3 protein-coding genes and 1 pseudogene are annotated in these 13821 nt (G+C 52.7%); 3 read left to right on the top strand and 1 reads right to left on the bottom strand.

From position 1 onward, the window contains the following. Positions 1-177: 177 nt before the first annotated feature. Positions 178-2820, bottom strand: a pseudogene (locus AC2215_RS27300) (hydantoinase/oxoprolinase family protein); the annotation flags it as partial. Positions 2821-3409: 589 nt separating this feature from the next. Here AC2215_RS27300 and AC2215_RS27295 point away from each other — a divergent pair. The 3 genes from AC2215_RS27295 (at position 3410) to AC2215_RS27285 (ending at position 13793) form a co-directional block, all read left to right on the top strand. After that, positions 3410-5392 carry a non-ribosomal peptide synthetase gene (locus AC2215_RS27295; RefSeq protein ID WP_486813194.1) on the top strand — a complete coding sequence of 661 codons (1983 nt, stop codon included), beginning with the start codon at positions 3410-3412 and terminating at the stop codon, positions 5390-5392. A 192-nt stretch (positions 5393-5584) separates the two neighbouring features. Further along, entirely contained in the window at positions 5585-6370 is a 786-nt protein-coding gene (locus AC2215_RS27290) for a sterol desaturase family protein (protein ID WP_486813193.1), read from the top strand. 73 nt (positions 6371-6443) lie between these two features. Beyond that, positions 6444-13793: an SDR family NAD(P)-dependent oxidoreductase gene (locus AC2215_RS27285; RefSeq protein WP_486813192.1), complete on the top strand. Its 7350-nt coding sequence runs from the start codon at positions 6444-6446 to the stop codon at positions 13791-13793. Positions 13794-13821 lie beyond the last annotated feature (28 nt).

Raw genomic sequence — 13821 nt, 5'->3', positions numbered from 1 at the left:
TGATTGTCAGTTTTTTTAGGCGTAACGACAGCAGTTGACATGGGAATAGACTCTCTTTAACACTGCGAAGCTGAGTTCTCTACGAATCTAATCGACCTCAGACGAACACGCAAACGGCAGATGGGAGGACGCGGGGACGCAGGGACGCGGAGAAGGGGAAACTGGAGACTTCTCGGCAAAAACCGGGGTGATGACGGTGATATCTGGGAGGTGCGTACCGCCGTTGTAGGGGTTATTTAAAACGAAGACATCGCCGGGATTTAGGGTGTTGGAATTTTCGGCAGAATCGATCGAATCAATTAAGCTGCGAACGCTTTCACTCATCGACCCTAAATGCACGGGAATATGGGGGGCATTGGCAACGAGTTCTCCATCTCGATCGAAGATCGCACAGGAAAAATCGAGGCGTTCTTTAATATTGACGGAAGTGCTGGTATTTTGCAGGGCAATTCCCATTTGTTCGGCAATCGATCGAAACAGGTTATTGAATATTTCCAACATCACCGGATCGACGATTTCGTTGGAATTTGGGATTTGTTGTTTTTGGGAAGACGATGCAGCCACTTTCGATAAAATCAGATGATTCTGTTGGGTGAGGGTCGCTTCCCAACTGGGTTCGATCGAATTCGTTCCCGTCGTTTCGATAATCAATGCCGGACCGGAAATGCGATCGCCCGGTTGCAAATCGTCGCGGCGAAATACGGGAGTTTCTTGCCAAGTTTCCTCAGTATAGGTGGTGACGGTGGCGATCGATTTTGGCGGGGTATCAGAGGTGCGATCTCGCTGGGGTTCAGAGGGGGTAAAGTTACGGGCGACGGTTTCGAGAGAAATGGTTTCCACCACCAACGGTTTGTCCGCCATCAAAAATCCGTAGCGTTGTTGGTGAATGCGATCGAATTCCTGTTTCATCGCCTCAACTTCCGCAAAATCAACCGTCAGCGTCGAATCTGTTCCTTGATATTTGAGATAAACTTTTTGGATGAATTCCAGTTGGGTATCGGCGGAAAACTCAGTGCGAGAACGATCGGACATTTGAGTCAATCGATCGGCTAATTCTGCTACCAACTCTGGTGTCAGTTCCGCTTCGATCGAGCGTTCCGAGAGCGATCGCACATCTGCCAAACCCATGCCGTAAGCCGAGAGAACCCCCGCATAAGGATGAATAAACACCTGCTTCATCCCCAACGCATCGGCGATCGAACAGGCGTGTTGTCCCCCCGCCCCACCAAAGCAACAGAGAGTATATTCGGAAACATCGTACCCCCGTTGTAGGGATACCTTTTTAATCGCATTCGCCATATTATCCACGGCAATCGATCGAAATCCGGCCGCCACCTGTTCCGGTGTCCGCGCATCCCCCGTCGCCTGCCGAATCTGGAATGCTAATGCCTCGAACTTCTGCCGAACCACCTCCCCATCCAAGGGCAAATCCCCGTTTTTGCCAAACACCGAAGGGAAGAACTGCGGTTGAATCCGCCCCAACATCACGTTACAATCCGTCACCGTCAGCGGCCCACTATTGCGGTAACAGGCCGGCCCGGGATTCGCCCCCGCAGACTCGGGCCCCACTCGGTATCGCGCCCCATCGAAGACCAAAATCGAACCGCCCCCAGCCGCCACGGTATGAATCGCCATCATCGGCGTTCGCAGTCTCACCCCGGCGATCTCCGTTTCCAGTTCCCGTTCGTATTCAACTGCCCCGGTTTCTTCCCCGGCATAGTGGGCGACATCGGTCGAGGTTCCTCCCATATCGAAGCCGATAATCTTGTAAAATCCCGCCCGACGACTGGTTTGTACCGCCCCGACAATGCCGCCAGCCGGTCCGGAAAGGATGCTATCTTTGCCCTGGAAACTCTCGGCTGGGGCAAGTCCGCCATTGGATTGCATGAACGAGAGTTTCACCTTCCCGCATCCTTCTCCCTCAGATCTTTCTCTCCCCTTGGTTAAGGCTTCACCCTCGCATCCTTCTCCCCCCTTCGATAAGGCTTCACCCTCGCATCCTTCTCCCCCCTTCGATAAGGCTTCACCCTCGCATCCTTCTCCCCCCTTCGATAAGGGGGGTTGGGGGGGATCTAACTCCCCATTCCCCATTCCCCATTCCCCATTCCCCATTCCCTTTAACTTGCCACTCACCCGATCGACATATCTTCGCAAAATCGGCGATAAATAAGCATCGACGACGGTAGTGTCGCCGCGACTGACGAGTTTCATCAGGGGGCTGACTTCGTGGGAGGCACAAACTTGGGTAAAGCCAATGTCGCGGGCAACTCGGGCCACTTCCCGTTCGTGGTGGGGGTAGCGGTAACCGTGCATGAAGACGATCGCGCAACTGCGGATACCGTCGTCGTAGGCTTGTTGCAACTCCTCGATATAGCTATCGGTGAGGGGGCGCAATTCTTCCCCGTCAGCGCGGTAGCGTTCGTCCGCTTCGATCGCTCGATCGTACAGCATCTCCGGTAAAACGATGTGGCGGGCGAAAATATTGGGGCGGTTTTGATAGCCAATCCGCAAGGCATCCCGGAATCCTTTAGTGATAACCAGGACAGTGCGATCGCCTTTACGTTCTAATAGGGCGTTGGTGGCGACGGTGGTTCCCATGCGCACTTCGGCAATGGCATCGGCGGGGATGGGGGCATCGGCATCAATTCCAAGGATGTCGCGAATCCCCTGAACGGCAGCATCTTCGTAGCGATCGGGATTTTCGGAAAGGAGTTTGTGAATGCGAATGTTGCCTTGGGGCGATCGGGCAACAATATCGGTAAAGGTTCCTCCCCGATCGATCCAGAAGTGCCAGCGATGGGGAATAGTAGAAGCAGTCATGGCGATGTTCGGCTGAAGTTGCACTTATTTAGGGTGACATTGTTTTGGCGAAGGGACAATTCATATTGTTCAGCACGTTTTCTATTGTTGAGATAAACCTGCATGAGTCCTCAAGTTTCAGATGTACTTGTAAGGTAAAGTTCGATCGAAATTATGACAAGCAGCACGAAATACAATCCGGAATTTAGATAAAAAAAAGGGGCGATCGTCACTCGCTATGATAAGCGAGCGAAGAAAAGAACTTTCTGGGTGCAATTTATCTCGTAGCTTCTGCGATCTGGCTGATTACTACCTGAAACCGTTACCACTCAAGGGGTTGACAAAAACGGGGAATTGGGTAAGATTGTCTGGGGTTCGGACTAATCCGAAATCCAAACCATCGAATTAGCAAGCACCGTACTTCCCAACCACTGCAAAACATCCGAACTATATGGAGTTTTGTTAACAAATTTGATTTTTTAGGGAAGTTTTTACGATTACAATGCTTTCCTTGACGTATTTGCCAGTATGTTGAAAGCAAATAATTAATAGTATTAATAGTCAAACTGTTAATAAATATACGTCGTTTATTTGAACTCATGATTCATCCATGGCTCAATTATCCGTGCTTAGCGAAACCGATCGTCATCGGCTTTTAGTTGACTCGAACAATACCGTTACGGATTGTTGGCCTCGCAGCATTCACGAGTGGTTTGAGGAACAAGTTCGACAAACCCCCGATCGAGTTGCCGTGGTCTTCGATCGCCAACAATTGACTTACCAGCAGCTCAATCGACAAGCCAATCAACTCGCCCATTACCTCAAAACATTGGGCGTTGAACCTGAAACCTTAGTCGGGATTTGTGTCGAGCGATCGGTGATGATGGTGGTGGCGCTCTTAGCGGTTCTCAAAGCCGGAGGTGCCTACGTACCGTTCGATCCATCTTATCCAAGCGATCGCCTGGCCTATATGCTTGCTGACTCCCGAGTGAGTTTACTACTCACAACGGCACAGTTGCGAACGGACAATTCAGTCTTGTCCCCAGTTTGGGAAGGATACCCAATTGTCGAACTCGATGGGGTATCCGAAAGCCTCGAATCCTTCTCCCGAGAGAATCCTGACAGCGGGATCGAGCGTCAAAACTTAGCCTACGTTCTCTACACCTCCGGTTCCACTGGTAAACCCAAAGGGGTGATGATGGAACATGGGGGGTTAGCGAACCTGATCGACTGGCATTTGCAATGTCGGATTGCCGGTGCTAAAACCCTGCAATTTGCGCCCCTGAGCTTTGATATCTCCTTTCATGAAATGTTTTCGACCTGGTGTTCCGGGGGGACTTTAGTCTTAATTTCTGAAGAGCAGCGACGCAATCCGGACGAGCTTTTTCAGGTGATTTCAACGCAGGGAATTGAAAAGCTGTATTTGCCGTTTACCGCTCTTCAACAATTAGCTCGTGTGGCAACCCGAATGTCGTTGCCAACCCAGATTCGGGAGGTGATGACGGCCGGAGAACAATTACAAATTCTCCCGAATATCGCGCAATTCTTCGAGCAAATCGGAGCAACGCTGCACAATCATTACGGTTCAACCGAGTGCCAAGATGTGACGGCTTTTACCCTGCCCGAAGCAATCGAGGAGTGGGAGACCCTTCCACCCATCGGTCGGGCAATCGACAACATTCAAATTTATCTTTTAGACGATCGGCAGCAGCCCGTTCCCCTGGGGAATACCGGTGAATTGTATGTGGGTGGCGTGGGAATTGCCCGAGGCTATCTCAACCGTCCGGATTTAACTCAGGAGCGGTTTATTGCCAATCCCTTCGGTGAGGGTCGTCTCTATAAAACAGGAGATTTAGCTCGCTATCTTCCCGATGGCAACCTTCAACACCTCGGACGTGCCGATCGTCAAGTGAAACTGCGCGGGTTCCGCATCGAACTCGGCGAAATAGAGGGATTATTAGCCCAACATCCGATGGTTCAAGAGAGTGCGGTCATTCTGCGAGAAGATGTACCCGATCTCAAGCGGTTAGTTGCCTACATCATCCCTTCGAGCCAGACGAAAACGACGGAGTTGGAATTAGCCCTGTCGGATTATCTACGGGATGGTTTGCCCGAGTACATGGTGCCGACGGTCTTTGCATTTCTCGAGCAAATGCCGCTAACTCCCACTGGCAAATTGGATCGGCAAAATTTACCCATCCCCAAGAGATCGCTCGGACTCGCGAATGCCAAAGGAGTACTGCCGCGAACGGAAACCGAACGACTGATCGCTCGAGTTTGGCGGGAGGTATTGCAGTTAGACGAGATCGGCGTCGATCTCCATTTTTTTGAGGCCGGTGGAACCTCTTTATTACTACTGCACGCCTACGAACAACTGACGGAAATTTTTGGCGATCGCCTCAATGCCATCGCCACTTTATTTCAATATCCGACGATCGAAACCTTAGCCCAACACTTCGATGGGGAACTCGAACGTTCTCAAATCATTCCTCTCGGGGGTTCTTGCGGACATCGTTCTTTTCGTGCCGCTCGAGCTCAACGGCAACTCCGGCAATCCCATCGCGAGCGTCAACTGGAACACTCTAAAACATAGATCGAAAACATAGGATTGATGGCGATTTCTTTCACAGGTGAAATCCTGATTAATTTTCTACTACTAGCTTGCCTCTTCGCGATCTGTCTCCTGGGCGAATGGATATCTGAAAAATCGAAACCTGGGGTTGTCTGGCTGAGCTTCACTGGATTTTTCGTACTAATAACAATCGCAATTTTTCTCCAAGATTGGGTGCGCGTCGGTATTTTAACCCTCGGTCTTTTCCTTGAATTACTGTGGTTTCGACAGGCGATAAATTGGGCATCGGAGGAAATTTTGCTCACCTTGGGGATTAGTGCCTTTTCCGGAACGATCGCCATCGCCTTGCAAGCATTTCTCTTTAGCGTTCTGCTCGACAAATTTCCCTCGGGAACTCAAAACTGGGGGTTGACAGCTTGGGGAACGCCGCTATTATTACAAACTGTAACTTATTTAGTTCTCGAAGACTTAAAACGGTATTCTTTTCATAGACTGGACCACTCGTCGAAGTTTTTTTGGCGATTTCATAAAATTCATCACGGCGTCACGAAACTCAACTGCATTACCGGTAGTCGAGATCATCCCGTATTTAACCTAGGTCATTGGACCTCTGATATCGGCCTAGCCTATCTTCTGGGCGTGACACCGACAGCATTAGCTCTCGGTCTAAGTATTCGGATGGTATTTGGCGGAATTCTTCCCCACTTTAATGTGGACTTTCCCAATACAACCCAGACTTTTCCGTGGTGGGCTTATCTGATCGCAACTCCTAATTTTCATGCTTGGCATCACACCCTACATTGCCGCCCCAACGCAAACCTCGCCGATGTTTTTCCCTTCTGGGACGTGCTATTTGGAACCTTTGAAAAACCTCGTGGCAGTTCGCGGGATTGGCAGTTTGGGTTAAACGATTCCGAGCAACTTCCCCCATCGATCGTCGGGCAACTTGCAGCTCCGTTTCGCAGAGTTGACGAGCTTTCCCAAACTCGATCGATGTAACTTTTAATATCACTTTCGATTTTGAAATTAAGTTTCTCCCTTTTATAGGAATTTAGATAGGAATTCAGAATTGATGAGTTGTCTTGCAGACCCCCTTTCCCCCCAAGAATTTAGCGAATCAGATATTGCCATTGTCGGTATGTCTTGTCGCTTTCCCGGTGCTGAGAATATTGACCAATTCTGGAAAAACTTGTGCAACGGAGTCGAATCGATCTCCTTTTTTTCCGACTCCGATCTCGACTTAGTCGATCCGAGTCTGGTCGATCGTCCCAATTACGTCAAAGCCGGGGCAGTACTCTCCAATATCGACGAGTTTGATGCCGACTTCTTCGGCTACAGTGCCAAAGAAGCCGAGATTATCGATCCCCAACAGCGAATTTTCCTCGAATGTGCCTGGGAAGCCTTGGAGAACGCGGGCTACAACCCCCAACTTCATCAAGAGTTAGTGGGGGTATATGCCGGATCGAGTTCGAGTACCTATCTGATTAATAACGTCTGTCCCAGTCGGGGGTTTTCCCCCCAGCGGCCCTTCCTCAACCATCGTCTGTTTAGAGCGGCGAGCGACTTGCATATCGAGCAGGGGAACAACTCCGATCATTTACCCATGCGGGTGTCCTTCAAACTCGGTTTAAGCGGACCGAGTGTTAACGTCCAAACCACCTGCTCCACCTCATTGGTGGCAGTGCATTTAGCCAGTCAAAGTTTGTATTTCGGTGAATGCGATGTTGCCTTAGCCGGGGGGGTTTCGATCTTCGTTCCCCATCGCATCGGCTATCTCTATCGAGAAGGCATGATTTTGTCACCCGACGGGCATTGTCGTGCCTTCGATGCCGAGGCTCGAGGCACGGTTTTCGGCAACGGTGCCGGTGTGGTCGTTCTCAAATTACTCAAGAAAGCAGTGGCCGATGGCGATTCCATTTACGCCGTCATCAAAGGGTCGGCCGTGAATAACGACGGGGCCGACAAGATGAGCTACACCGCACCGAGCGTTCGCGGACAGGTGGCTGCCATTTCGGAAGCCTTAGCCGTATCCAGAATCGACGCGAGTACGATCGGCTACGTGGAAGCACACGGTACGGGCACGGCTTTGGGCGATCCCATTGAAGTCACCGCTCTGAGCGAGGCATTTGGTCAAAGTACGTCCGAACCCACGGACAAAACGGGGTTTTGTGCCATTGGTTCTGTCAAAACCAATATCGGACATCTAGATGATGCGGCCGGTATTGCCGGACTGATTAAGACGGTACTCGCCCTCAAACATCGCCTGATTCCCCCCAGCTTGAATTTTAGCCGACCGAATCCGAATATCGACTTTACCAAGACCCCCTTTTACGTCAATACCGAACTGGCTCCCTGGAACACGGAGGGCATCCCCCCTCGTGCCGGGGTGAGTTCCTTTGGGATGGGTGGGACGAACTGCCATCTGGTTTTAGAAGCCGCCCCTGAGATCGCGCGCAAACCCAGTGTTGCCGATCGATCCCTCCACCTGTTGACCCTCAGTGCCAAAACAGAGACCGCCCTTCAAGACTTGGCTCGACGATATGCAGACTATCTCGACACCCATCGCGAGATCCCTTTGGGAGATATTTGCTTCAGTGCCAATACGGGACGCCACCAGTTCGGGTATCGATTGGCACTGGTGGCAGACTCTCACGAGCAATTGACCTCGCAATTGCAAGGGTTCTTATCCGAACCGGAACTCCATGGGGGAAATCCGGGGAAAATCGGCTTTCTGTTTACCGGACAAGGTGCCCAGTACGGGAATATGGGTCGCCAACTCTACCAGACACAGCCCGAGTTTCGGAAAATGTTGGATCGCTGTGCCGACATTTTGAAGGACTATCGAGACATTTCCTTACTCGACATTCTCTATGGCGATCGACAGTCGGAATTAGATAACACCGCTTACACCCAACCCGCTCTGTTTGCCATTGAATATGCTTTAGCGCAGCTCTGGAAAGCTTGGGGCATCGAACCGGATGTGGTGATGGGCCATAGTGTGGGGGAATATGTGGCGGCGTCTCTGGCCGGGGTCTTTAGCTTAGAAGATGGGTTGAAGCTGATTGCCTACCGCAGCAGTTTGATGCAAGCCTTGCCCCAAGACGGGGAGATGGTGGCGGTGTTAGCGTCTGAGTCCACGGTGCGATCGATTGTGAGTTCCTACAGCCAACAGGTGTCGATCGCCGCGATTAACGGACCGCAGAGTTTAGTCATTTCCGGGGCGCGAGATGCCATCGGTGCAATCTGTCAGATATTAGACGATCGCGAGATTAAAACCAAGAAACTCAAAGTCTCCCATGCCTTTCACTCACCCTTAATGCAGCCCATGCTGGCTCAATTCGAGCGGGTGGCTCGCGAGATCCGCTTTTCGCCCCCACAAATTCCTCTGGTGAGCAATGTCACCGGAGAACTCATCACAGAGGCAGTTGCCACTCCAGAATATTGGTGCGACCATATCTGCGAACCCGTCCGATTTGCTCGCAGCATGGAACGCCTCAGACAACAGGACGTAGAGACCTTTGTCGAAATCGGACCCAAACCCACCTTGTTAAATATGGGCCGCCGGTGCGATCCGGGAAATTCTTCTAGATTGTGGCTTTCGAGCTTAGATCCCGAACGAGGAGATTGGCAAACCCTACTGACGAGTTTAGCCGAGCTATACCAACAAGGCTACAGCGTCGATTGGCAAGGCTTCGATCGAGACTTCTGGCGGCAACGGGTGCATCTCCCCACCTATGCCTTCCAACGCCGTCGGTATTGGGTCGAACCCTCGAAGCAACCCACCGGGCGCTTTCTGGCAACCCCAGCCCCCGCACCGGGTAAACCACAGGGTCAAGAGCATCCACTCTTGGGGATACCTCTGTCTTTAGCGGGCACTCGCGAGATCCGCTTCCAAGGACAAGTCAGCCAACAGTTTCCTGCATGGCTGGGAGATCATCGCGTGTTTGCCACCACCATTTTGCCGGGAACGGCCTATTTGGAAATGGCCCTAGCTGCCGGAGCGAGCCGATCGGATCGACCTTGTCGGCTAGAAGGCGTTACCGTCCAGAAGGCGCTCGAAATTCCGGAGTCCGGGGAAGCCTTGCCCCTCCAGATGGTGTTGCAATCGGAAGCGGATAAGGCTTACCGGTTTGAGATTTTTAGCCTCGACCTATCTTCTCAAGGGTCGGGGGATATGCAGACTTGGAACCTCCATGCCACGGGGAAGATATTTTTAGAAGAAACCGTCAAACCCGAAACCGTCAATTTGCCAGCACTACAGCAGCAGATGGCAGAAGAAATTCCCGTCGATCGCCTCTACAAAAAGTTTCAACAACAGCAAATTGACTACGGTCCCAGTTTTCACGCGGTCGAGCGAGTGTGGCGCGATCGAGACCGTGCCTTGGGTTACATCGTCCTCCCAGAAGCGGTAGCTGCGGATCTCGAGGGTTATCAGCTTCATCCGGTGTTGCTCGACACCTGTTTGCAAGTGTTAGATGCCACGCTCTTAGAAGAACGAGAAGAAACCTACGTTCCGGTCTTCGTTAAAACCGTGCAGAGGTTCGGTCAACCCAGTTCTCAGATGTGGTGCGATGCCCGACTGCACCCACCCCAGTCCGATCGCCCGGAAACCCTCGAAGCGGACCTGACCTTGTTCGATCTCCAAGGAGAGCCGATCGCCCAAATGACCGGGTTGCAATTGAGACGGGTGCGCCGTCAAACCATGCTCGGCAAGACGGAGAACCCCGAGACGGATTGGCTTTATGAGGTGGTATGGCGCGAGCAAAACCGATCGCCCCTCACTCAAGACCTCCACCCCCCCCAATCTCGCCATTGGTTGCTCTTTGCCGATCGCTCTGACTCGATCGAACACTTAGCATCTTTGTTGCGCGATCGGGGGGAAACTTGCACTCTGGTCTTTCCCGGTCAAACCTATGAAGCGATCGGTCCGAACGAATACCGCCTGAATCCCGGCGTCGTCGAACAGTTTGGGCAGCTTTGGGCATCTCTACCCCCCATTGACGGCATCGTCCATGCTTGGGGGTGGGAGCAACCGGACACCTTAACCGCCCAAACACTGGAGAACGAAGCGTTACTCAGTTGTGGGAGTCTGCTGCATTTAGTGCAGACTGCGCTCGATCGTCGCCTCCCCCTACCCCCGATCTGGGCGATTGCCAAAGGGTGTCCCGGCATTCTAGAACCATCGGTGCCGGGGTTAACCTCATCCTTGATGTGGGGCATGGCTCAAACCATTCCCTTAGAACATCCCGATCTGCGGGTGATTCGGGTCAATTTAGATCCGACGGTGCCCGCGTTCGACTTAGCGCAGGCCTTATTCGCAGAAGTCTTCCCGCTTCAGTCTGCCGAATCCATCGAAGACCAAATAGCCTTGGGTCGGGGCACCCGCTACGTGGCGAGATTGGTGCGCCGTCAAACCGCTGCGGCGTCCGATGGAGAAATCGAATTGCCAGTCGGCGACGATCGCCCCTTTGCCTTGAACGTCGCCGAGCGAGGAACCCCCGATCGCCTGGAGATCCAAGCTTGCGATCGCCAACCTCCCGCCCCTGGGGAAGTGGAAATTCGCGTAGGCGCAGCCGGACTGAACTTTATCGATGTCCTCAATGTCTTGGGACTGTATCCGGGCCAACCTCCTTTGGGGATTGAATGTGCCGGGGAAATCGCAGCCAAAGGAGCGGGGGTTACGGGATTGGAAATTGGCGATGCGGTAATGGCGATCGCCTCGGGGAGTTTCAGTCAATACGTGACGGTGGATGCCAACCTCGTCGTGCCCAAGCCCGCTAACTGTACCTTTGAAGAGGCGGCCACCCTCCCGGAATCCTTCTTAACCGCTTACTGGAGCTTACATCACCTAGCGGCGATCGCACCGGGCGATCGCGTGCTGATTCACGCCGGCTCCGGTGGCGTCGGTCAAGCGGCCGTACAATTGGCCGTTCAAGCCGGGGCCGAAGTCTATGCCACCGCCAGTCCGAGCAAGTGGCACGCCTTGGAAGCTCTGGGGGTGAGAGCGGTGATGAACTCCCGCACCCTCGACTTTGCCGAGGAAATTATGGCACGAACAGACGGGCAGGGAGTCGACATCATCCTCAACTCCCTGACGGGAGAGGGCTTCATTGCCAAAAGCGTCAGCGTACTCGCCAAAAACGGGCGCTTTCTCGAACTGGCCAAACGCGACATCTGGAGTCTGGAGGAAATGGCACGGGTGCGATCGGATGTCTCCTACTTCAAGATCGACACCACCCAAGCCTGTCGGGAACAAGCCCCGAAAGTTCAGCAGATGCTGCGCCACCTGGTGCGGCAAGTGGAAAACCACCAACTCAAACCCCTGCCGAAAACCGTCTTTCCCCTCCAGTCAGCCATTCGTGCGTTTCGCACCATGCAACAAGCCAAACATATCGGCAAGATCGTGTTGGCGTTCCCCACCGCCCCATCGACGATCGTGCGGGCCGATGGCAGCTATTTAATTACCGGAGGAATGGGAGGCTTGGGATTGCGGGTTGCCCGCTGGTTGGTGGAGAAGGGGGCGCGTCATCTGATTTTAATGGGACGCCAGGGGGCAACCGCCGCGATCGCCCCTCAAATTGAAGAACTCGAGGGCACCGGCGCAAGCGTCACGTGCCTGCGTGCGGATGTATCCGATGAGTCGCAGATGAGGGCCGTGTTTGCTGATTTAGCGATCGCCGCTCCTCCTTTATTCGGTATTATCCACGCCGCCGGGGTGTTGGAGGATGGCGTGCTGCAACAACAAACCTGGGAGCGGTTTGCACGGGTGATGGCACCCAAGGTGCAAGGGGCATGGAATCTTCATGCATTCACCCAGAACCAGCCGTTAGATTTCTTCGTGTTGTTTTCTTCGAGTGCTTCTGTGTTGGGTGCCCCCGGACAGGCTAACTATGGGGCGGCCAATGCCTTTCTCGACGCTCTGGCGGCTTATCGACGCAGCCAAGGGCGACCGGGTTTAAGTATTAATTGGGGCCCTTGGGAGGAAGTGGGGATGACTGCGGCATTGCAACTCAACGATCGTCTCCGGGAAAAAGGTGAAGACAGTATTCCACCGGAAGCGGGTTTGCAGATCCTCGAGCAACTTCTCCAACGCTCAGCGGTACAGGTGGGGGTCATGCCGATCGATTGGTCGCGTTTCTTCGAGAGGAGCGGGACGATTCCACCCTTGTTCGGTGAGGTGTACGACCCCGCACAAGACCGGGGCACACAAGATCGGGGACATCTAGATCCGCGAGAGTTTCGCCAATCCTTACAGAAGTTGCCGGTTGAGGAGCGCACAGCGAGCCTCAAAACTCACCTACAAACCCAAGCGGCCAAAATTCTGGGGACGGATACTGCCGCCCGAGTGCCCACAGAGAAACGCTTGGTGGATTTAGGACTCGATTCTCTGATGGCGATCGAATTTTTGAGTTTGGTGCAATCGAGTTTGGGACTTTCGTTGAGTTCGGCATTGCTCTTCGAACGTCCGACGATCGACGCACTGGTGGATTATGTTTTGGAGGAATGGGTTGAGATCCCAGATGCCGATGGGGTTGCCCAGAATAACGGCAAGAGCGATGAATTGAAGACTGGAGAGCGTTCTACGGCGATCGCCATTCAACCGGAGGGGACCAAATTGCCGTTATTCTGCGTTGCGGGCATTTTGGGCAGCGTGTTCGATTTTTATGGTTTGGCACGCTATCTGAACCCGGAGCGACCCCTCTACGGACTGCGATCGTACGGGTTAATGCCGGGAGAGACACCATTAACCTCGATGGCGGAAATTGCCTCGCAGCAAATTCAAGCCATCCAAGCGATTCAACCGCAAGGTCCCTATCACTTGGCCGGGCATTCTTTTGGCGGAAAAGTGGCGTTTGAGATGGCTCGACAACTCCAAGAACGGGGAGAAACCGTGTCGTTCCTCGCGATTCTGGATATTTCGGCAGTCTTGGCCGGTCGAGATCGGGCACTCGAGGACTGGGACGATCCGCAATACATCATTCAATTGGCAGAAATTTATGCAGGAAGTCGTGGTGAAGAATTTAAGCTCGATCTGGAAAATTTGCAGGAATTAGATACAGACGATCGACTTCACTTGTTATTCGAGCAATTACAACAAAATGGTCAGAAGCTGACTTGGAGCGAACTGCAACAAATTTTCTCCGTGTATCGCAGCAACACGATCGCGGATACCGCCTATATCCCGCAGAAAATTAACATTCCCATTACTTTGTTGAGAGCGACAGACATCGGTCAGTTCGACTTTCTCCCCGATGCTGCGGCCACCGAGTGCGATCGGACTTGGGGTTGGTCTGAGCGGTCAACTCAACCGATCGAACTTCATCAAGTTCCCGGCAATCATTTCACGATGGTCAAGGAACCTCACGTACAAATTCTCGCTCGGCAACTCAACATTGGTCTGGGAGTCGATCTAAAAGATTAAAACTGCAAAAAATTAACGCGAACATTTA

Source organism: Zarconia sp. (genome assembly GCF_057467645.1).
Note: the sequence above shows the minus strand (reverse complement) of the source record. Positions and strands in the feature narration are given on the sequence as shown.

Excerpts from the sequence above, each read along its gene's own strand:
- AC2215_RS27285 (WP_486813192.1), top strand. The coding sequence starts at position 6,444 with ATGAGTTGTCTTGCAGACCCCCTTTCCCCCCAAGAATTTAGCGAATCA.
- AC2215_RS27295 (WP_486813194.1), top strand. The coding sequence starts at position 3,410 with ATGGCTCAATTATCCGTGCTTAGCGAAACCGATCGTCATCGGCTTTTA.